Annotated in this window: 11 protein-coding genes; 2 read left to right on the top strand and 9 right to left on the bottom strand. The window is 75.3% G+C overall.

What is annotated here, in order from left to right; all coding sequences use genetic code 11:
* Positions 1–20: 20 nt before the first annotated feature.
* The 9 genes from ACGF5T_RS14905 to ACGF5T_RS14865 all read right to left on the bottom strand — a co-directional run bounded on the left by ACGF5T_RS14905 (position 21) and on the right by ACGF5T_RS14865 (position 18,151).
* On the bottom strand, positions 21–1,574 hold the full coding sequence (locus ACGF5T_RS14905; RefSeq protein ID WP_366768568.1) for a hypothetical protein: 1,554 nt from the start codon (positions 1,572–1,574) through the stop codon (positions 21–23).
* Between the two features lie 92 nt (positions 1,575–1,666).
* Complete coding sequence (locus tag ACGF5T_RS14900; protein ID WP_356612122.1) at positions 1,667–2,944, bottom strand: hypothetical protein; 1,278 nt, start codon at positions 2,942–2,944, stop codon at positions 1,667–1,669.
* Entirely contained in the window at positions 2,941–5,166 is a 2,226-nt protein-coding gene (locus tag ACGF5T_RS14895; protein WP_356612124.1) for a bifunctional glycosyltransferase family 2 protein/CDP-glycerol:glycerophosphate glycerophosphotransferase, read from the bottom strand. The genes ACGF5T_RS14900 and ACGF5T_RS14895 overlap by 4 nt, the downstream gene beginning before the upstream one ends.
* 7 nt (positions 5,167–5,173) lie before the next feature.
* Positions 5,174–7,381, bottom strand: a complete 2,208-nt coding sequence (locus ACGF5T_RS14890; RefSeq protein ID WP_366768569.1) for a bifunctional glycosyltransferase family 2 protein/CDP-glycerol:glycerophosphate glycerophosphotransferase — start codon at positions 7,379–7,381, stop codon at positions 5,174–5,176.
* A gap of 156 nt (positions 7,382–7,537) precedes the next feature.
* Positions 7,538–9,799: a bifunctional glycosyltransferase family 2 protein/CDP-glycerol:glycerophosphate glycerophosphotransferase gene (locus ACGF5T_RS14885; protein WP_366768570.1), complete on the bottom strand. Its 2,262-nt coding sequence runs from the start codon at positions 9,797–9,799 to the stop codon at positions 7,538–7,540.
* Positions 9,800–9,974: 175 nt separating this feature from the next.
* Entirely contained in the window at positions 9,975–10,892 is a 918-nt protein-coding gene (locus ACGF5T_RS14880; RefSeq protein WP_361011185.1) for a carbohydrate ABC transporter permease, read from the bottom strand.
* Entirely contained in the window at positions 10,889–12,235 is a 1,347-nt protein-coding gene (locus ACGF5T_RS14875) for a carbohydrate ABC transporter permease (protein ID WP_392888007.1), read from the bottom strand. The genes ACGF5T_RS14880 and ACGF5T_RS14875 overlap by 4 nt, the downstream gene beginning before the upstream one ends.
* A 4-nt stretch (positions 12,236–12,239) precedes the next feature.
* Positions 12,240–13,655, bottom strand: a complete 1,416-nt coding sequence (locus tag ACGF5T_RS14870) for an ABC transporter substrate-binding protein (protein WP_392888004.1) — start codon at positions 13,653–13,655, stop codon at positions 12,240–12,242.
* A gap of 731 nt (positions 13,656–14,386) precedes the next feature.
* A complete protein-coding gene (locus ACGF5T_RS14865) occupies positions 14,387–18,151 on the bottom strand; it encodes an FHA domain-containing protein (RefSeq protein WP_366768571.1) in 3,765 nt (1,254 codons plus the stop codon).
* Positions 18,152–18,631: 480 nt separating this feature from the next.
* Between ACGF5T_RS14865 and ACGF5T_RS14860 the strand changes: the two genes are divergently transcribed.
* Entirely contained in the window at positions 18,632–20,359 is a 1,728-nt protein-coding gene (locus ACGF5T_RS14860) for a serine/threonine-protein kinase (RefSeq protein ID WP_366768572.1), read from the top strand.
* A 143-nt stretch (positions 20,360–20,502) separates the two neighbouring features.
* Positions 20,503–21,747: a serine/threonine-protein kinase gene (locus ACGF5T_RS14855; protein ID WP_361011177.1), complete on the top strand. Its 1,245-nt coding sequence runs from the start codon at positions 20,503–20,505 to the stop codon at positions 21,745–21,747.
* Positions 21,748–21,816 lie beyond the last annotated feature (69 nt).

The raw sequence follows: 21,816 nt of genomic DNA, 5'->3' as shown, positions 1-21,816 counted from the left end.
CCCGCCCCCCGGGCAGGCCCTCACCCGACCCGCGCCAGCACCTCGCCCGTCCGTTCGCTCCACGCCACCACCACCGCCTCCTCGGGCACCGGCTGCCAGCGCGTCAGCAGCAGCCAGCGGACGTGGTGGCGGCGGACCACGGCGGCGCGCTCCGCGCGGGTCGAGCCGGGCGCCAGGTACGCCTCGACGTCGGCCACCCGCCGCCGGCGCTCCCGTTCGTCGAGCGAGGGGTCCGGCCAGGCGGGCGCCGCGAGGTTGGGTCCGTACCCGGCGATGGCGTGCCCGGCGTAGTAGCCGTCGGTGATCACGACCTCGCCGGGACCGATGTGCCGGGCCGCCCACGCGTACGTCGGCCACCGCGGGGGCTGCTCGAAACCGACCGGGTCCAGCGCGCGCGGCACCACCGCCCCGGCGTGGACCGCGAGGAAGCCCAGCAGGGCCCCGGCGGCCGCGGCCCCGCCCAGCGCCCGCCGCCACCGCCCCCACGGCCGGGGCGCCGCCAGCTCCACCGCGAGGGCGAACTGCGCCGGCACCAGCGTCAGCCCGAGGATGCGGCCGTAGGTGTAGTGGCCGCTGAACCAGCCGTACGCCACCACCGCGCAGTCCAGCGCGAACATCAGCACCAGCGGGTCCCGCGCCGAGCGCCGCCCGCGCAGCCACAGCGCCGGCAGCCCGAGCAGGGCCAGCCAGAACTCGCCGGGCAGATCCAGGTACAGCACCCGGTGCATGCCGTCCACGCTGTCGTCCCCGGCCAGCGCGAACACGTCGAAGTACGGCCACGCCGCCGCCGAGGCCACCGCCGCCGCGCCCGTCAGGGCCCACCGTCCGACGACCGCCGCGCGCCACCCGCGCTGCCAACCGCCCACCAGGGCCACCGCGCCCAGCGCCGCCGCCACCGAGGTGATCGGGTGGACGAGGAGGATCAGACCGTAGAGGACGCCCAGGCCCGCGTACCCGGGCAGGCCGCGCAGCCCGCTCGGTCCCAGGTAGCGCACCCGGCGCGCGTCCCGTGCCCGGGCACCGGTGAGCGCCCAGGCCCAGAAGGTGAGCCCGATCGCGAAGGCCGACGGGTAGCCCAGGTTGCCGGTCATCGACATCAGCCCGAGGTAGCCGCTCCACCAGGCCCGCTCGGTCCCCCACAGCAGTGTCATCGCGCCCAGCGCCAGCACCGGCGCCCACGGCCGGGGGGAGAGCACCCTGACGAAGCGGCCCAGGCCGGTCAGCAGGACCAGCAGGTTCACCGGTCCGGCCAGCCGCACCACCTCCCAGCCGTCCAGACCGGTCAGCCGGGCGAACAGGCCCTGCGCCACCGCATAGGGCGAGTAGTAGGCGCTGCCCGCGCCGGGCAGGTCGGCCATCGGATGGCGGGGGTGGAGGAGATCGGCCTTCAGGCGCTCGACGACGGCCGCGTGCTGTCCGGCGTCGCAGCACAGCGGCACCGCCCAGTACGCCAGCGACATCAGCAGGAAGAACAGGAAGCCGGCGACCTGGTACGGGGTGGGACGCCAGGCGCGGCCGCCGCGCAGCGCCGTCGCGCCGCGCACGGGCCGCCGGACGAGGACGCCGGCGCTCACGGAAGAGATGACTGGTGGGACATTCGGGGCATTTGCCGTATGTTCCCTTCGGGGTCAACGACATGAACCCAAGTCACCTCATCGAGTGATCCTCAGTTGATCGCACGGGCCCGGTCGGTGTGCCCCTGCGCCGGCAGCGCCACCCGGCCCCGCACCACCGGCTCCAGCAGCATCGGCACCCCCACCACCGGCAGCAGCCACGCCAGCACGATCAGCCGCCCGCCCCAGATGTCGATGTCCGGATGCGCGGCCTGGGTGAGGATCCCGGTGAACGCGGCCGCGACCAGGAAGACGCCGACCGCGCCCCCGCGCCGCAGCGCACCCCACGCCCCCGCCCCCAGGGCCGCCGCGAACAGCGGCTCCCACGCCTGGCGGCGCAGCCACTCCACCCAGAAGTTGCCCTGCAACTGCCAGAACTCCGGCCACGGGTCCTCCCGGTCGGGCCGGGCGAAGTGCCCGGTGAGCAGGTCCTGGAGGCTGTCGGACACGGTCGGGTAGTGCAGCAGCCGCGCCAGGACCATGGTCAGGACCGCGCCGCACAGGCCGGTCACCGCGATCGCGAGCACGTCCCGGCCGGGCGGCCGGCCCCGCCGGTACCGCCGCAGGGCCAGCAGCGCGCCCGCCGCCGCCAGGCACAGCCCGAGGAACAGCGCCTGGGAGTGCTTGACGGCGAACAGCGCGAGCAGCGACCCGGCGACCAGCAGGAACCCGGCCCGCCCGCGCCCGGCCCGCAGCACCAGCGCACAGCCCCACACCGCCGCAAGGGTCAGCGCCATCAGCAGCCCCTCGGCCATCGGGCGCATGGCCGTCGTACCGCTCGGCAGCACGTAGTAGAGCGCCTGTCCGGTCAGCGCGAGCGGTACCGGGACCGACAGGGTGCGCAGGATCAGGAAGACCAGCACCCCGCCCGCGCAGGCGAGCACGACCCCCGCGGCCCACAGCCCCCAGGTCACCCCGAAGGCCAGGACGAACGGCACCAGGAACGCCGGATAGCCGGGCCGCGCCTCGAAGATCCGCATGAAGCGTTCCTCCATGTACGGCACGGTGTGCCCGCCGGTCTGCCCGGCCGCCAGCCGCGGTTCCACCTGCCGCCACTGGCGCTGCCGGCACTCGGCCGCGACCCGCTCGGTGGGGTCGGGGCGGTGGAAGCGGACCACGTGCACGCTCTGGTCGCGGCGGGCCGCGGAGGCCTGGCTCGCGCACACGTAGTCGATGGTCGCCGCCGCCACCCCGCGCTTGCTCTCCCCGGTGAGGCTCAGGGCGTACGCCAGGTAGTTCTTCGTGTCGGGGGTGTCCCGGCCGGTGATGTTCGCGAGCTGGAGCACGGCGAACAGGGCCGCCACCACCAGCACCCGGCCGCGCGGCCTCACGAGGAGGTCAGCAGGTCGCGGCGGGCCCGGGCGGCCCGGGCCCCGGGGACGGCCGGCGGCTGCGGCTCGGGCATCCGCTCGCCCAGCAGCAGCGTCCGCACGACCCGCTCGGCGGCCCTGCCGTCCTCGTACTCGCAGTACCGGGCCCGGAAGGCGGACCTGAGGCGCGCCGCCTCCTCGTCCCCCCACGCCCCGGAGTCCAGCAGCCACGCCAGCTCCCGGTACGAACGCGAGACGTGGCCCGGCGCCTCGGCGGTGATGTCGAAGTAGGCGCCGCGGCTCGCCGTGTAGGCCGCCCAGTCGTCGGCGTGGATGACGACCGGCCGGTCCAGGAGGACGTAGTCGAACATCAGGGCGGAGTAGTCGGTGATCAGCAGGTCGGAGGCGAGCATCAGGTCCTCCACGTGCGGCTCGTCCGTGGCGTCGACCAGGACGCCCCGCCGGTGCAGCTCCGACAGGCCCAGACCGCGCGCCGGTCCGGTGGCCAGCGACGGGTGCAGCCGCACCACCAGGGTGTGCCCCTCCCCGAGATCGGCGGCGAGACGGGCCAGGTCGATCCGGTCGACGTGCCCGCCCCGCCGGTACTCGCGGCGGGTCGGCGCGTACAGCACGACGGTGTGCCCGTCCGGGACGCCGAGCCGCTCACGGACCCGTCGGCCGTCCTCGGGGCCCGCGTTCACCAGCACGTCGTTGCGCGGGCTGCCGGTGCGCGCGGACGTGAAGTGGCACGGGTACGCCCGCTCCCACACCCGCTCCGCGTACCGGCCCGCGACCAGGCTGTGGTCCCAGCGGTCGGCCCGGCGCAGCATCTGCGGCACGTCCAGGCCGTGCCGGGCGCCCGGCCGGCCCAGCAGATCGACGCCCATGTACTTCAGCGGCGTGCCCTGGTGGGTGTGGATGTGGACGCTGCCGGGGCGCTTGGGCACCGCACCGGGCCAGTTGACGTTGTTGACGAAGAACGCCGCCCGCTCGGTCACCCGGCGGTAGGCCGCGCTGCCGAGGACCACGTGCTCCGTGTCCGGCGGCAGCAGCGGCACGTCCTCCTCGTCGCGCACCACCCACACCCCGCGCAGGTGCGGGGCGATCTCGCGGGCCTTGCGGTGGACCGCCGCCGGGTCCCCCAGCACGCCCCGGTGGGAGAACGCCGAGTACACGACGAGGTCCCCGACCAGCGGGCGACGCGTGTGCACCGCGGTCCTGACCCGCCCCGCACGCCCGGCGACCGCCCCGCGCACCTGCCGCGCCCGCCGCTCCAGCTCCCGTCCCGCCCGCCCGGACCGCCGCCGCAGGCGGTACGCGGTGTACCCGCCCTCCAGGACGCGCAGCTCGGCCGGGACCTCCGCGCCCTCCGGCCGGTACGCGCGGAACATCTCGGCGGTGCGGCCGAAGAACTCGCCCCGGTCGGACGGCGGCAGCCGGTCCGGTTTGCTCAGGATGTCCAGGCAGTGCTCGCCCATCTTGGTGTGCAGGAACGGCCGCCAGCGGGCCAGCTCCGGACGGGCGTCGAGGAAGGCGAACACCCGCTCGTACTGCGCGTGGACGTCGAAGTGCTTGCGGCTGGTGGTGGACAGGATGTTGCCCTGGCGCCGCTGGCGGTAGTTCAGGCAGATCCGGTCCAGCGCGGCGATCCGCCCGGCGCTGAACATGACCGGGAAGGTCCAGGGCGTGTCCTCGTAGTAGCCCGGCGGGAAGGTGAAGCCCTCCCGCTCCACGAAGTCGCGCCGGTAGACCTTGTTCCACACCACCATCAGCAGGTCGAGGATCTCCGGGTGCCCGGCGGCGGTGAACGTGCCGTCGCCGGCCTCCGCCAGGACCCGGGCCAGGGCGTTGCGCCGGGTGCCGCCCCACCAGTAGGTGCGCGCGTAGTCGAAGACGAGGACGTCGGGGTCGTCGGTCTCCGCGAGCCGGTCGGCCATCGCGCGCAGGGCGCCCGGGGTGAGGGAGTCGTCGCTGTCGAGGAAGAAGAGGTAGTCGCCGGTGGCGTGCGGCAGCCCGGCGTTGCGGGCCCGGCCGAGGCCCACGTTCTCCGCCAGGTGCAGCACCCGCACCCGGTCGTCGCGGGCCGCGTACTCGTCGAGGATGGCGCCGCTGCCGTCCGGCGAGCAGTCGTCGACGGCGACGACCTCGATGTCCCGGTAGGACTGGTCCAGGACCGAGTCCAGGCACTCGCGCAGGAAGCCCTGCACCTTGAAACAGGGGAGGATGACGCTGAAGCGGGGCACTGCGGGATCAGCTCCTTACGAGGGTGGCGGCGGCGGGGGCCGGGACGCGCTCGGCGAGCGGGGTCACGGGCGGGAGCGCCTCGGGCGGCTCGCCGAGCAGCACCCGACGCACCACGCGCTCGGCGGCCCGGCCGTCGTCGAAGTCGCAGAACCGCTCGCGGAAGGCGGCCCGCAGCGCCGCCGACTCCCGGCCTGCGAAGGTGCCGTCGCGGAAGACGCGGGCCAGCTCCTGCGGGGTCCGCGCCACCGGGCCGGGCGGCGCCGCCATCAGGTCGAAGTAGACCCCGCGGGTCTCCCGGTAGACCTCCCAGTCGTCGGCGTACACGACGATCGGCCGGTCCAGGTTGGCGTAGTCGAACATGATCGACGAGTAGTCGGTGATCAGCGCGTCGGCGGCCAGGCAGACGTCCTCGGAGGAGCGGTGCGCGGTCACGTCGATGATCCGGCCGCTGCTCGCGGCGCCGCCCCGGTCGTAGAAGTAGTGGGCCCGCAGCAGCACGACCACGTCCTCGCCGGCCGCCTCGCAGAACGCCTCCAGGTCCAGGCCGCCGGCGCCGAACCCCGCCTCGTGGTCGCGGTGCGTGGGCGCGTACAGGACGGCCGTCTTCCCCTCCGGCACGCCCAGCTCGCGCCGGACGCGGGCGACGTCGTCGGCGGTGGCCGTGCAGTAGACGTCGTTGCGCGGATAGCCGTACTCCAGCTGCTCGTACGAGCCGGGGAAGGCGCGCTCCCACATCTGGGTGGAGTGGCGGTTGGCGCAGAGGTTGTAGTCCCAGCGGTCCACCCGGCCGAGCAGCCTGGTGAAACTGCCGCTGGCCGCCGCCACCACGGGGTACGTCGACTGGTCGACGCCCATCGTCTTCAGCGGCGTGCCGTGCTGGGTCTGCACGTGCACACTGCCGGGGCGCTTGACGACGCCCTCGGCGAAGTTGGCGTTGTTGACCAGGTACGTGGCGCGGGCCAGCACCTCCCAGTAGCGCCGGCTGCCGATGACCGCGTGGTCGACGTCCTTCGGGACGGTGTGCGCCTGGTCCGCCTCGACCAGGAACACCGACCGCAGGTGCGGGGCGAGTTCGCGGGCCTTGGCGTGGATCGCGGCCGGGTTGCAGGCGTAACCGCGGCCCCAGTAGGCGCAGTACACGACGAGGTTCGGGTCGAGCGGGCGGCGCAGCGCGCGGCGGTAGCGCAGCCGGGTGCGCAGCCCGTGCGGACGCGGCAGCCGCAGCAGGACGCCGGAGGCGGCGCGGTTGACGGCGCGCAGGACGCGGAAGCCGGTGTAGGAACCGGAGGCCAGCAGCCGGTGCTGGACGCCGAGCCGACCGCCCGGCGGCCGGAAACCGGCGGGACGGTGGCGCCGGTAGAGGCGGCTCGCGCGGCGGAAGAAGGCACGGCGGCCCCGGCGGGTCAGGCGCCGCGGATGGGTGGCCGTCTTCAGGACCGCCGCGAAGAGCTGCTCGAACAGCGGCCCGCGCCGCTCGGCCGGCAGCCCCCGCTCCTCGGCGTGCGCGAGGGCCCGTTCGGCCTGGTCGAGGAGGTCCGCGTGGTGCTCGCCCGGCAGGCTCAGCCGACTGCCCTGCCGGCGCACCAGATGCCGTACGACCACCGACCGCAGCACCGTGACACGCTCGGCGCGCGCCGAGACCAGCGCGCCGAAGCCGACGTCGGTGAAGTGCCCGTCGGGAAAGTCCAGTCGCCGCTCGGTGAGGAAGGTGCGGCGGTAGACCGCGCTCCAGGCGGGCAGCCGCACGCCGGTGAGGTGCGGGGCGCGGTCGGGGCCGAAGGCGCCGTCGGGGGCCTTCGCCAGCAGCGGGGCCGCCGGGTTGGCCGGCTCGCCCTCCCACCAGGGCACCCGCTCGTGCTCGAAGTACAGGACGTCGACGCCGCCGGTGTCCGCCAGCCGCGCGTCCAGCGCCGCCAGCGCGCCCGGGACGAGGACGTCGTCGCCGTCGAGGAACAGCAGGTACGCGCCGGTCGCCGCCCGCATCCCGGTGTTGCGCGCCCCGGCCAGCCCGGCCTCCGGCGGCGCGTGCACGGGCGCCACCCGGGAATCCCGCTCGGCGCGCTCCTCCACGACGTCCGCCGCGGCGCGGTCCGGGGCGTCGTGGACCGGGATCAGCTCGAAGTCGCCGAAGGACTGGGCGAGGACGGAGTCCAGCGCCTGGGACAGCCGCCCCGCGACCCCATGGGACGGGACGATGATGCTGAAGCGGGGCATACTGCTCTTTCTCTCGTTGTCCTGGTCCGAAGGGAGCCCCCGCCGCTCACGCCGTGCGGCGGCCCGGCCGTCCCGTCGGCCGCACGGTGGACGGCCGGGGCGGAGTGGGCCGCTTCGAGCTGCGGGGCATGCGAACTCCCAGTGGACAAACGGTGATCAGAGGCTGTCGGTGACGGTGCGGGGCCCGGCGGGTTGCGGCACGGTGGCCAGCGGGGGCCGGGCGAGGGCCGCGGCGGCGGAGGGGACGGGGCGGCGCGCGGCCGGCGGCACGACGGGCGGCAGGTCCGTCTCCCCGAGCACCACCCGGCGCACGACGCGCTCGGCGGCGCGCCCGTCGTCCCAGGGGCAGAACCGCTCCCGGAAAGCCGTCCTGAGCTGCGCGGACCGCGAGCCGCACCAGTGGCCGTCGGCGAAGATGTCGATCAGCTCGTCCTCGTCCCGGGCGATCGCTCCCGGCGGCAGCTCACGCAGGTCGAAGTAGGTCCCGCGGGCCGCCTCGTACGCCTCCGGCTCGTCGGCGTGGATCACGATCGGGCGGTCCAGACCCGCGTAGTCGAACATCAGTGCCGAGTAGTCGGTGACGAGCGCGTCCGAGGCCAGGCAGAGCGACTCCACGCTCGGGTGGTCGCTGACGTCGAGGACGCGGCCCCCGGACTCGACGAGCGGGCCGCCGCTTCGGGGGTGGGCGCGGGCCAGCACCATGAAGCGCGGCCCGAGACGGGTCAGGACGCGCTCCAGGTCCAGGGCGGCGCGCTGGGTACGCCGGTAGTCGCGGTGGGTCGGCGCGTACAGGATCGCCACCGTGCCGTCGGGGATGCCGAGGCTCTCCCGCAGCCGGGCCACGTCCGCGGCGGTCGCCCGCTGGAGGGCGTCGGTACGGGGCTGGCCGTACTCCAGCGTGGTGTAGTCGCCAGGGTGGACGCGTTCCCAGGTCAGCGTGGAGTGGCGGTTGGCGGAGACGACGTAGTCCCACGAGTCGACGTCGCGCAGCAGCCGGGCGAAGTCGGTGCCCCGCGCCGCGGCCGGGCGTTCCTGGAGGTCCAGGCCCATGTGCTTGAGGGGCGTCCCGGCCTGCGTCTGGATCAGCACCTGCCCCTTGCGCTTGACCAGGCCGGCGTCGAAGCCCGTGTTGTGCACCACGTACCGGGAGCGGGCCAGCGCCGTCCAGTAGGCGGCCGTGCCGGGGGTCAGCCGGCGCGGGCCGGGCGGGACGGTGTGGTGGTGCGCGGGGTCGGCGGCCCATGCCGTGCGCACGTGCGGCGCGAAGTCGCGGAACGCCTCCTCCAGCGCGCCCGGGTTGCAGCCGTGCCCGCGGTCGCCGTGGGCCGCGAAGACGGCGCGGTCGGCGCGCAGCGGGAGACGGCGCTGGACGCGGTAGTGCAGGCGCAGGGCGCCGGCCCGTGCGGCGCGCAGCAGCTGCGCCGTGACCTTCACCGTCCGGCGGCGCAGGGCCGACCCCAGCCGCAGGGTCTCGTAGGTGCGGCGCAGGCCGAGGCGGAGCAGGGCGTGGCGCAGCCGCACGGGCAGCGGGGCGGGGGCGCCGGGGACCCGGTAGCGGCGGCAGTGGACGCGGGCCCGGCGCAGGAACTCCGCGCGCAGGGAGCGCGGGAGGCGGTCCGGGCGGGTGAACACCGTCGTCAGGTGGTCGGCCATGCGGCGGTAGAGCACCGGCCGCCAGCGGGTCCGCTCCGGGTGCGACTCCAGGAACGCGAAGACGCGGTCGTACTGCGCGAAGACGTCCAGGTGCCGTTCGCTCGGCGTGCCCAGGATGCTGCCGCGCCGGCGCTGCCGGTAGTGGACGCAGACCCGGTCCAGGGTGGCGAGGGACTCCGCCGTCAGCAGGACCGGGTACGTCCACGGGGTGTCCTCGTAGTACCCCGGCGGGAAGGTGAGGCCCTCGCGCTCGGCGAACTCGCGGCGCACCGCCTTGTTCCAGGCCACCATCAGCAGCTTCAGCAGCCCCGGCCGGTCGGCGAGCCGGAACGGTGCCGGGCCCCGCTCGGTGAGGTGCGCGGCGGCCTGGTTGCGGACCGCCTCGCCCGACCAGTGCGTCCGCGCGTAGTCGTAGACCAGGACGTCCGGCTCGCCGGTCTCCTTGATCCGGTCCGCGATCGCCCTGAGCGCGTCCGGGGTCAGGGTGTCGTCACCGTCGAGGAAGACCAGGTAGTCGCCGGTGGCCCGCTCCATCCCGGCGTTGCGGGCGGGGCCGAGGCCCTGGTTCTCGGGCAGGTGCACGACGCGGACGCGCGGGTCGCGGGCCGCGAACTCGTCGGCGATCGCGCCGCAGGCGTCCGGCGAGCAGTCGTCGACCGCGATCACCTCGAGGTCCGGGTAGGACTGCGACAGCACCGATTCCAGGCACTCGTGCAGATACGCCTGAACCTGGTACGCGGGGACGATGACACTGAACCGGGGCACGGGACATCCATGGGTCGGCGGGGTCGGCGCGGGCGTTCTGCCCGGGAACGGCCGATGGAGTGACTTGGTTACGGTCCCTGCGGCATTCGGGGGACCGTCGCGCCGGCGCGTGCCCCGTACGAAGGAAGGGGCGGACCGGTGTCCGGTCCGCCCCTCAAGCGTGGTGCCCCGGCGCCTACTTGACGGCGCCCGCCATCACGCCGGAGACGAACTGCCGCTGGAACGCGAAGAACACGGCCAGCGGGATCACCATGGAGATGAACGCTCCCGGCGCCAGCACGTCGATGTTGTTGCCGAACTGCCGTACCTGCGTCTGCAGGGCGACCGTGATCGGCTGGTTCCCGGAGTCCGAGAAGATCAGCGCGACCAGCATGTCGTTCCACACCCACAGGAACTGGAAGATGCCGAGGCTCGCGATCGCGGGCCCGCCCAGCGGCATCACGACCCGGGCGAACAGCCGCAGCTCACCCGCGCCGTCGAGCCGGGCGGCCTCCAGCAGCTCCCTCGGGATCTCCGCGAAGAAGTTCCGCAGCAGGAACACCGCGAAGGGCAGACCGAAGCCGACGTGGAAGAGGATCACACCGACGATCGACCCGAACAGGCCGATCTTCCCGAAGAGTTCGGCGATCGGGATCAGCGCGACCTGCACGGGGACGACCAACAGCCCCACCACGGCGAGGAACCACCAGTCGCGGCCCGGGAACTCCATCCACGCGAAGGCGTAGCCCGCCAGCGACCCGATGACCACGACCAGGACCGTCGCCGGGACCGTGATCAGGACGGTGTTGAACAGGGAGGAGGTGATGTCGCCGTTCTTCAGCAGCTCCTCGTAGCTCTGGAAGGTGAGCTGGGAGGGCTTGGTGAAGACCTCCCACCAGCCGCTCGACGCCATGTCCCGGGGCGTGCGCAGCGAGGACAGCAGCAGACCGATCGTCGGGACCAGCCAGAACAGGCCCACCACGATCAGGAAGACCCGGACCAGCCCGCCGCTGACGCCCTCGGCGAGCCGTGACCCGAGCGACCGCTTCGCCTCGCGGGCGGTCCCGGGCGACGCCGGTGCCGTCTTCGTGAGGGAGCCCGCGTCCGTGGTCATCGCCGCACCTCCCGCCTCAGCCGCCGTACGTTGAACCACATCACCGGGATCACCAGGAGCAGCAGGAACACCGCGATGGCGCTGGCGATGCCCGGCTGGTCGGAGGCGAAGCCCTTGCGGTACAGCTCCAGGGCGAGCACGTTCGCGTCGTCCTGGGAGGAACCGGGGGCGATGATGAAGACCAGGTCGAAGACCTTCAGCACGTTGATCATCAGGGTGACGGCCACGACCGCGAGCACCGGCGCCAGGAGCGGCACCGTGACCCGTCTGAAGACCTGCCACTCGGTGGCCCCGTCGACCCGGGCGGCCTCCAGCAGCTCCCGCGGGACCCCGGCCAGCCCCGCCGCGATCAGCACCATCGCGAAGCCCGCCCACATCCACACGTACGACCCGATGATGGCCGGTGTGACGAGCGAGGGGCCGAGCCAGTCCAGGCCGTTGTAGGGCTCCTTGAAGTTGTCGGCGGGCAGCCTGAGCTGCGCCCCGTCGGCAGCCGCCGGCAGCGAGAAGGTGCCGTCGCCGGCCGCCGTGGCCGAGGCGACGACCTCGCCGTCCTTCACCGCCTCGATCCTCATCCCGGCGTAGCCCAGTTCGGCCGCGTCGACGCCGTTGAGCTTCCCGACGCCCTTGCCGCGGGTGAAGTCCTGCCAGGTGGTGCCGGTGATCCTGCCGTCCTCCGGATCGGCGGGCACGGCCTTCTTCGCACCGTCCGGCATCAGGTCGGGGGCGACGCCGACCAGGGGCAGGACGACGGTCGCGCCCGCCCGCACCGGCTCCTTGGTGACGAAGGCGCCCCCGCCGGCCGGCTCCAGCGGCGAGTCGCGGCCCGGGTGCGCCTTCGGGAACGCGGACGACTCGGCGAACGTGTCGTGCACCCCGACCCACACCGCGTTGGCGACGCCCTTGTCCGGGTCCTGGTCGTACACCAGGCGGAAGATGATGCCCGCCGCGAGCATCGAGATCGCCATCGGCATGAAGACGACCAGCTTGAACGCCGTGCCCCAGCGCACCCGTTCGGTCAGCACCGCGAAGATCAGGCCGAGCGCGGTGGCGACCGTCGGCGCGAACACCACCCAGATGATGTTGTTCTTGAGGGCCGTGCGGATGCCGTCGTCGGTGAACAGGGCCTGGTAGTTGTCGAATCCGGCGAAGGAGTCGCCGGACTGGTCGTAGAAGCTGCGGATCAGCGAGTACCCGATCGGGTAGACCACGAGCGCGCCGAGCAGCACCAGGGCGGGCAGCAGGAACAGCACCGCCACGGCCTTGCGGGTGCCGGTCACGCTCTTGCGCGACTTGGGGGCGGCGGGGCCCGGTGTGGTCCCCGCCGCCGTGACCGACGTCATCGCGTCAGTCCCCGTAGGCGGCGGCCGCGTCCGCCTCCAGCCGCTCCTGCGTGCCCGCGACGTCCTTCGGGTTCTTCAGGAAGTCCTGGAGCGCCTTCCACTCGCCCTTGCCGGGCGTGCCGCCGAAGGCCTGGGGGGCCTGGTCCGACATGTCGAAGCGGAAGTCGTCACCGGCCGCGACGAGCGCCTCGGCGATCTTCTTCTGCACGTCGTTCGGGTACGCCGACGCCGCCACGTTCTTGTTCGGCGAGAGGTAGCCGCCGAGCTTCGCCTGGATCGTCGCCGCGTCCGGCGAGGCCAGCCAGGTGGCCAGGGCCTGCGCCGCCTTCGAGTCCTGAAGGACCACGGCCGCGTCGCCCCCGGACACCACCGGCGCGGTGCCGCCGACCGACGGGAAGGGGAAGACCTTCGCGTCCGTGCCGACCTCCGCGTCCGTCTCGCCGATGTTGACCTGGACGAAGTCACCCTCGTAGACCATGCCCGCCTTGGGCTGGTCGCCGCCGGTGAAGGTCTGCGTCACCGAGGCCGGGAACTCGGTCTGCAGCGCGCCGGACGCGCCGCCCGCCACGTAGTCCTTCTTGCCCCAGATCTCGGCGAGGGTGGTCAGCGCCTCCTTCACCGACGGGTCCGTCCACTTGATCTCGTGCTTGGCCAGCTGGTCGTACTTCTCCGGGCCGGCCTGCGAGAGGTAGACGTTCTCGAACCAGTCGGTGAGCGTCCAGCCGTCCGCGCCGCCGACCGAGAACGGCGTGACGCCGGAGTCGTAGATCGTCTGGGCGGCGGTGAGCAGCTCGTCCCAGGTCTTGGGCTCCGCCGCGCCCGCGTTCTCGAAGACCTGCGCGTTGTACCAGATCAGGGACTTGTTGGCGGCCTTGTAGTAGACGCCGTACTGCTTGCCGCCGACCTTGCCGATCTCCTGCCAGCCCGGCGAGTAGTTCTCCGCCAGCTCCTTGGCGGCCTCCGCGCCCAGCGGCTTGGCCCAGCCCTTGTCGACGGCCTGCTTGATGGCCCCCGGCTGCGGCAGCATCGCCACGTCCGGCGGCGCACCGCCCGCGATCTTCGAGCCGAGGAAGTTGATGATCGGGTCCTGGGCGGGCACGAACGTCACCTTGGCGCCGGTGCGCTTCTCGAACTCGGCGAGGACCTTCTTGAAGTTCTCCTGCTCGGCGCCGGTCCAGACGGCGGCGACCTCCAGGCTCTCGCCGTCCAGCTTCGGCAGGGTGACGGTGGCGGCCGTCTCCTTGCCGCCTCCCTCACCGGCGTTCTCGTCGCCGCCCTTGTCGTCGTCGCCGCCGCACGCGGTGAGCGAGAGCGCGAGGGCCCCCGCGGCGAGGGCGGCGGCGGCCCGGGTGGTCCTCTTCGCGGCTCTGCCCGTGCCCTTGACGGTCCTGCGTGTCCCCATGGTGCTGCTCGTGCGCATCACTGCCCCGTTCTTCGTCCTCGTCGAACGTTCGGCGCTGTCCCGTGCGCTCTGGTGTACGCCAGGGGGGTGAGGGCGGCAAGAGCGCCTCCGCTGTCAAGCGGGGGATCGTGACCGCGTCGTGACCAGGCACCGGGCACCGGCACCGTCGAGGGCCGCCGCCGGTGCACCGCCGCCCGCGCCTGATCGGTCAGGCACCTGGCCGACCCCGCGCGTCGTCGCCCGGAGGGCGGTTTCGCGGCGGCCGGGGCGTTGAGGGTGCGAGCGAGGTGTCGAGGGTGCGTGTGGCGTCGCGAGGGTGTGGGTGGCGTTGCGAGGGTGCGTGTGGCGTCGGGGGTGTGCGTGGCGTCGCGAGGGTGCGTGTGGCGTCGGGGGTGCGTGTGGCGTTGCGAGGGTGCGGGTGGCGTCGGGGGTGTGCGTGGCGTCGCGAGGGTGCGTGTGGCGTCGGGGGTGCGCGTGGCGTTGCGAGGGTGCGTGTGGCGTCGGGGGTGCGCGTGGCGTTGCGAGGGTGCGGGTGGCGTCGCCAGGGTGTGCGTGGCGTCGGAGATGCGCGTGACGTTGCGAGGGCGCATGGCGTCGGGGATGCGCGTGGCGTTGCGAGGGCGCGTGGCGTCGAGGGTGTGCGCGTGGCGTCGCGGGGCGGGCGGGAATCGTCGGACCGGCCCCTTGGCCCTCCGGCGCGCGGAGCCCGCCTCGGGTGGCGCCTTCGGCGGGCCGGTCGACGGCCGGGGTCACAGCAGCGACGGCACCTCCGCCGCCGCCACCTCCCGTGCCGCCCGCTCCAGCGCGCTGGCCAGCAGGGCCAGGTCCGTCGGCCCGTTGCCCAGCTCCCGGACGGGGCGCCGGGCGGGCGGGTCGCCCATGCGGTGCCACTCCAGCGGGACCACCGTGGGCCGCAGGGTCGCCGTCCGCGGGATGCGTCCCGTGACCCGGCCGCCCTGGAACACCACGACCTGGCCGTCCGGGCGGGTCAACCGCCCCCGCCCCGGCGCCGGTTCGTCCGGGCCCGGCACCGGCGCGTCGAGGGTGACCCGCAGCGTGGCGCGCGACGAAGGCTCCGTCTGGGAGGTGCGGCCCCCCGGCGTGGTGGCGGCCACCAGATGCACGCCGAGCCGCTCGCCCTCCCGCGCGACGGCCTCCAGCGCCCGCATCACCGACCCCGCCGCGGGCCGGCCGGGCGAGCCGAGCGGGGGAGTGACGAGTGCGTCGAGGTCGTCCACGACCACGACGAGGCGGGGGAGCGGCGGTACCGCCTCCGCTCGGCGCCTGGCCGCGCCCGGCCGCAGCCGCAGCGTGGAACTGGGCGGGGACTCCACGTCCCCGGCGCCCGCCCCCGGCCCGGCCCCGGGCCCGTCCGCGGGGGCGCGCTGGGCGACCAGCCGGCCGGACACCTCCCGCCCGGTGTGCCACTCGGCGAAGTGCGACCGTCCGAGCAGCTCGGCGCGCCGCTTCAGCTCCGCGCTCAGGGACTGCGCGAACTCCCGCATCCGCACGGGGTCGTTGGCGGTGAGGTGCGTGGTGACGTGCGGTACGTCCGTGCAGACCCGCAGTCCCTCGCCGTGTCCGCCGCCCGCGCCCACGCTGTCCCGGCCGTCCACCAGGACGACGCCGAGGCGGTCGGGGCGTTCGGCGGAGGCGAGGGAGGCGACGAGCGCCCGCAGCAGCTCGGTGCGGCCGCTTCCCGGCGGGCCCTCGATCAGCAGGTGCGGCCCTTCGGCGCCGAGGTCCGCCGCGACCGGGCCGCGCGGTCCGGCGCCCAGCACGGCGTGCGCGCGGCCGCCGAGGGCCTGGGCGTCGTCGGCCGCGTCCGCCCAACGGGCCATCAGGGAGGCCGGGGTGGCGCGGGCGAGGCCCAACTCGTCGAGGAGCCGGGCCGCCTGGGGCAGCGGTGCCGACACGCGCGTGTGCCGCTCGCCGACCGGGCCGTCGGTGCGCAGCGGGGCCAGGGCGCGGGCGAACCGCTCGGCCCAGGCGAGGGAGACGGCGTCCACCGTGCCGAGCGTGCCGTGCCCGACCGGGCCGGCGGGGGCTGACGCGGCGTCCGGGGCGCCGGGGGAGGTGCCGCCCCGCGCGACGCGCAGCAGCCGCAGGGCCGTCGCCACGTCCCCGCTGAGCAGCGCCACGGCACCGCAGCTCCGGAACACCGGCGACACCGCGCAGGCCGCCTCGTAGGTCTCCGTCACCGGCGAGGTCGGGGAGGCGGCGGCCGTCTCGGCGAGGCACACGACGTGGATGCCGGCCCGCGGCCCCTCCAGGGTCAGGCGCGTCACGGTCTCGCGCACGTCCGCCCCGCCGGGGTCCCCGTCCACCACGACCACCGTGTACGGGCCCGGGAAGCCGCCGGCCGGGTTGGAGCCGTCGTCGGGCCGCGCCCACGAGGGCTGCCGGACGGTGTCGGGCGCCGGTCCCGCGCCGTGCCCCCGTGCGTCCCGCGCGAGGGCCGTCGGCTGGGCCGGGATGGCGCCGGCGGGGGCCGGTGGCCGTGCGCCGGAGCGGACGTCCGCCATGTGGTCGTCCAGGCGGCGCAGAAGTTCACCTGCGCGCGCCGCGGCCTGTTCGCGGTCGTAGGCGAGCAGCAGGCGGCAGTCCTGGCCGTGGCCCGGGCGCAGCTGCGGCAGCCAGCCCAGCCAGGCCCATTCGGCGGCCCGGTCCGATAGCGGGCGGGAGCGGTCCGCGCTGATCAGGACGATCTCCAGGACGTCGGCGGAGTGCAGCGCGGCGAGCTGGGCCAGCACCGAGCGGGCCAACCCGGCGAGCCGTCCGCGCGGGCCGGCCAGTCCGAGCGCCCCCACCTCGCGCAGCCCGGCGGTCACCGGGACGGCGGGCAGCGGCGCGTCGCCGCCGGGCGCCACCCGGTCGGCCGTGCCGAGCCGCACGGTGAGCGCCTCCGGGTGGCCCGGGCCGCGCTCCCACAGGCGGGGCCCCGGCCCGAGTGCCGTCAACAGCAGCGAGGCGGGGTCCGGCCAGGTCTCCGGCGCGCGGGAGGTGCCGGTCGGGGCCGTCGGCGCCGGCCGGGCCGCCTCCTCGTCGAGGGCGTCCGCGTACGCATCGGGTCCGGGTGCGTGCTGCGGGCCGCCGCGTCCGCCGGCCAGGCGCCGCGCCCACGCGCCGAGCCCGCCGCGCCGGCGCGCGCCCTGCGGGGCATCGGCGTCCCGCGGCGGCGTGCCCGCGCGTCCGGCGCCGTCGTCCGGGTGCGGGGCGTCGCCGGGGCCCGCGCTCCCGCCGAAGGCGGCCGTCGCCCCTGCCGTGAAGGCGCCCGACCCGGCTCCGGCGCCGTGCGTGTCGCCCGCGGCCGGGTACGACCGGGGTGATCCCGCCCCGGGGTCGTACCCATGGCTCTCGATGCGGGGTGCGCCTCCCTGGCCGGGCACCTGAGGTGACCCGGCCGGCCCCGCGCCGCCGTCCGGAGCGGTGCCGTGCCCCGCCGCGGGGTACCCCGTGGTGCCGTAGGCGTGGTGGGTGGGTCCGCCGGAAACGGGCGGGTCCTGGCGACCGGTCCCGGGTCGCCCGTCCGGCGCACCGGCCGCGCGGGGGTCCCCGTCCGCCGCGCCGGCCCGGGGGGCGGGGCCGCCCGCCCGTCCGGCCGTGGGAGGCCCTCCCGCCCCGTACACGCCGCTGTCCGTGGCGTCGGCCGGGTGCCGGTGACCACGCGCCCCCGCACCGGGCCGGGCGGAACCCGCCGCCGGGCCGCCCGGGTGCGGGGAGCCTGTCGCGGAGCCGCCCGGGTGCGGGGAGCCCACCGCCCCGCTCGCCGGGGCGCGTCCCTCCACCGCGTCCGCCACGCGCGCGTGCACCACGTCGTCCCCGCCGAAGGCGGCGGCCGTGCGGGCGGCCGGCAGCCGTACGTGCCCCTCGCCGTCGGAGGTCGTGGGCACCCGCGCCTCGTCCGCCGGGGGCACCGGCACGAGCCGCAGGGCCGACTCGCCGACCCGCAGCAGCGCCCCCGGCGCGAAGCGGACCGGGCGGTCGCCCACGCGGGTGCCGTCCAGGGTGGTGCCGTTGGTGGAGCCGAGGTCGGCGACCGAGACGCGGCCGTCGGCGGCGACGGTCACGGCGCAGTGCATCCGGGAGACGTCCGGATCGTCCAGCGCGACGTCCGCCTCCGCCGAGCGGCCGAGCCGGACCTGACCGCCGTGCAGCAGGTGCACGCCGCCCGCGTCGGGACCGGCGACCACGTGCAGCTGGGCCGGGACGTCGGCCGGCTCGGTGTGCGGGTCGGGCTCGCCCGGGGCGCCCACGCAGAGCACGGCGCCGTCCAGGAGCGGTGGCTCGCCGAGGGTGCTGCGCTGGGCGTCGAGCCGCTGCGCACCGGCGTAGAGCACCACCTGGCCGGAGCCCTGGCCCTCCCCGCCGGGGAGCACGGCGGCCAGCGCGGAGGAGATCGCGGCCAGCGCGGTGCCGGCCGGTGCGGTGACCAGCACGTCGCAGCTCGCGGCGCGGCCCCCCACCGCGGCATGCGGGCCCAGCGGGTCTACGACGGTCAGCCGGATCTGCATCGCCGTCAGCGGTCCCTTCGCGCGGGCGCCCGCGCGCCGGGACAGAAGCCGTCACCACGGTCCCCCACCGCGGACTTCCCCCACCGCCACACGAGCACGTCGGCCAGTACTGCACGCATCCTCGCACCTGCCACTGACAATGCGCCCGTCACCGGCCATCAAATGATCTTGATTGGTCGGCTCTGCCCGTAAAAATGCCTGACAGCTGTCGTGCCGGTGATCGAACGGTGCCCGCTTGAGATCGGTCACGTCCGGGCCCGGCAACCAAGGGACCGGGTCGAGCGTCTTCCCTCCGAACACGCACCTGAACACCCGCACCGGAACACCGGCACCTGAACAGGTGCCGGACACGGAACGCGAGCGGAGCGCGGGACCCGCCCGCGGCCCCACGAGAACCCCGAAGGGCGACGACAGCCCGGCGCCCGCACCGCGGCACTACAGTGGGTCGGAACAGCCAGCAAGCAACAGGGAGCGCATGACGTGCGGCCGGTAGGCAGCAAGTACCTCCTCGAGGAGCCCCTCGGTCGCGGAGCCACGGGCACCGTCTGGCGAGCCCGCCAGCGGGAGACCGCGGGCGCCGAGGCGGCCGTGGCCGGGCAGCCCGGCGAGACCGTCGCGATCAAGGTCCTCAAGGAGGAGCTCGCGAGCGACCCCGACATCGTGATGCGCTTCCTTCGGGAGCGCTCCGTCCTGCTCCGGCTCACCCACCCCAACATCGTCCGGGTCCGCGACCTGGTCGTCGAGGGCGAGCTGCTGGCGCTGGTCATGGACCTCGTCGAGGGCCCCGACCTGCACCGCTACCTGCGCGAGAACGGGCCGTTCACCCCGGTCGCCGCGGCCCTCCTCACGGCCCAGATCGCCGACGCCCTCGCCGCCAGCCACGACGACGGCGTCGTCCACCGCGACCTGAAGCCGGCCAACGTGCTGCTGAGGCAGACCGGCGGCGAGATGCACCCGATGCTCACCGACTTCGGCATCGCCCGCCTCGCCGACTCGCCCGGCCTGACCCGCACCCACGAGTTCGTCGGCACCCCCGCCTACGTGGCGCCGGAGTCCGCCGAGGGCCGCCCGCAGACCTCCGCCGTCGACATCTACGGCGCGGGCATCCTGCTGTACGAGCTGGTCACCGGCCGGCCCCCGTTCGCCGGAGGCTCCGCGCTGGAGGTGCTGCACCAGCACCTGAGCGCCGAACCGCGCCGCCCCTCCACCGTCCCCGACCCGCTGTGGACGGTCATCGAGCGCTGCCTGCGCAAGAACCCCGACGAACGCCCCAGCGCCGAGAACCTCGCCCGGGGTCTGCGTGTGGTCGCCGAGGGCATCGGTGTGCACGCGGGCAGCGCGCAGATCGGCGCCGCCGAGAACGTCGGCGTGCTCCTCGCCCCCGACCCGGCCCCCGCGCCGGTCCCGGGAGCCCCCGGCGCAGCCGACCCGACGCAGGTCCTGCCGCAGAACCCGCCCGGTGCGCACGACCCGAACGGCGCCACCAGCGTCCTGCCGCAGACCGGCAACCCGTCGGGCGCCGCCGACCCCACCGCCGTGCTCCCCCACCGGGGCGCCGCCGACCCGACCGCCGTCATGCCGCCCGTGCCCCCGGGGCAGCCGGGCGGACCGGGGCAGCAGGGCGGACCGGAGGACCCGCACCCCTGGCAGAACCAGCTCCGCGCCGCCCGCGACCGCAACGAGCAGACGCAGGTCCAGTACCTCGACCCGAACCAGGACCCGCTGCGCCGCCGCCCCCAGCGGCAGGTCGCCCGCCCGCAGCAGCAGCCCCGCCAGGCACCGCAGGGCCCGCCGCCCCAGCAGCCCGGTTACGGGTACCCGCAGCAGCCCCAGCCCCAGCCGCAGCGCTACGCCACCCCGCAGCCGCAGCAGCCCGCGCAGCCTCAGCGGCCCCAGCCGCAGCGTTACGCCCCGCCGCCCGCGCCCGAGCCCCAGCCGCCCCGGCGCGAGCCCCGGCCGCCGCGGCAGCGCAGCGCCAACCCGATGCGCATCCCCGGGCTGGGCTGTCTCAAGGGGTGCCTGTTCACGCTCGTCATCCTGGTCGTGGCCGGCTGGCTGATCTGGGAGCTGAGCCCCCTGCAGGACTGGATCGGCACGGGCAAGGGCTACTGGGAGCAGCTCAGCGACTGGTTCACCACCGTGACCGACTGGATCGGGGACCTGGGCGGCGGCAGCGGCTCGGGCGGCGGCACGTCGACCGGCAACTGAGCCTCCGACGGGTCCCGTTCCCCCGGATCCGACGGCGAGTCTGGAGATTTGTCGACATCCGGCGGGTGATTTCCGGCTCCCCCGTGAAGGTCGGCTCCGCGGGCGCGTACGTTTAGGCGCAACACGCGTCGGTAGGAGCAGTCTTGGCACGGAAGATCGGCAGCCGGTACACCGCCCACCAGATCCTGGGGCGGGGCAGCGCCGGCACGGTGTGGCTGGGCGAGGGTCCCGAGGGGCCCGTCGCGATCAAGCTGCTGCGCGAGGACCTGGCGTCCGACCAGGAGCTGGTCTCACGCTTCGTGCAGGAGCGCACCGCGCTGCTCGGCCTGGACCACCCGCACGTGGTCTCCGTGCGCGACCTGGTGGTCGACGGCAACGACCTCGCGCTGGTCATGGACCTGGTCCGGGGGACGGACCTGCGCACCCGCCTGGACCGGGAGCGGCGCCTGGCGCCCGAGGCGGCGGTCGCCATCGCCGCCGACGTCGCCGACGGCCTGGCCGCCGCGCACGCCGCCGGGGTCGTGCACCGCGACGTCAAGCCCGAGAACGTGCTGCTCGACATGCAGGGCCCGCTCGGCCCCGGCGGCGCCCACCCGGCGCTGCTGACCGACTTCGGGGTCGCCAAGCTCATCGACACCCCCCGGCGCACCCGCGCCACGAAGATCATCGGCACGCCCGACTACCTGGCCCCGGAGATCGTCGAGGGCCTGCCCCCGCGCGCGGCCGTGGACATCTACGCGCTGGCCACGGTCCTGTACGAGCTGCTCGCGGGCTTCACGCCGTTCGGCGGGGGCCACCCGGGCGCGGTGCTGCGCCGCCACGTGACGGAGACGGTCGTCCCCCTCCCTGGCATCCCCGACGAGCTGTGGCAGCTCCTCGTCCAGTGCCTGGCCAAGGCCCCGGCCTCCCGGCTGCGCGCCTCCGAGCTGGGGGACCGGCTGCGGGAGCTGCTGCCGATGCTGGTCGGCATGGGGCCGCTGGACGTCGACGAGCCCGACACCGAGCAGGACGAGGACGCCTCCGAGGAGCCCCCGGCGTCCGCCGCGCCCTCCGGGGAGCCGGTACGGCGCCGGGGAGCGGTCCCCCTGGTGCCGGGCTCCGCACCGGCGGACTCCAACCGCGACACGCACACCTCCATGCGCGTGCCCGCCCCCGACGAGCTGGCCGGCGGCGCCCGCGGCACCGCCCGCGCCCCGCGCGCCGCCGGGGCCCCGCGCCCCGGCTCCGCCCGCAACCGCGCCGCCGCCCGGCGCCGCCGGCTGGCGGTGGGCGCCGGTGTGATCGCCCTGGTGGCCGCGATCGGCGCCGGTACCTGGCTCGCCACGGGCGGTGACGAGAGCGGCGCGGACCCGCAGGACACGCGGAACTCGGCACCGGCCTCGCCCTGAGTCCCGGGGCGGGGCCGCCACGCACACCGCGACGACCCGGCGAAAGCCGGTGGACGGAGCCGTTACGCT

Origin of the sequence: Streptomyces sp. NPDC047853 (assembly GCF_043204535.1) — a bacterium.
GTDB lineage: Bacteria > Actinomycetota > Actinomycetes > Streptomycetales > Streptomycetaceae > Streptomyces.
Note: the sequence above shows the minus strand (reverse complement) of the source record. Positions and strands in the feature narration are given on the sequence as shown.

What these genes read in the sequence shown, in the direction of transcription:
- ACGF5T_RS14875 (WP_392888007.1), bottom strand. Translation starts at nt 12,235, where the DNA reads ATGACGTCGGTCACGGCGGCGGGGACCACACCGGGCCCCGCCGCCCCC.
- ACGF5T_RS14870 (WP_392888004.1), bottom strand. Translation starts at nt 13,655, where the DNA reads ATGCGCACGAGCAGCACCATGGGGACACGCAGGACCGTCAAGGGCACG.
- ACGF5T_RS14865 (WP_366768571.1), bottom strand. Translation starts at nt 18,151, where the DNA reads ATGCAGATCCGGCTGACCGTCGTAGACCCGCTGGGCCCGCATGCCGCG.
- ACGF5T_RS14880 (WP_361011185.1), bottom strand. Translation starts at nt 10,892, where the DNA reads ATGACCACGGACGCGGGCTCCCTCACGAAGACGGCACCGGCGTCGCCC.
- ACGF5T_RS14890 (WP_366768569.1), bottom strand. Translation starts at nt 7,381, where the DNA reads ATGCCCCGCTTCAGCATCATCGTCCCGTCCCATGGGGTCGCGGGGCGG.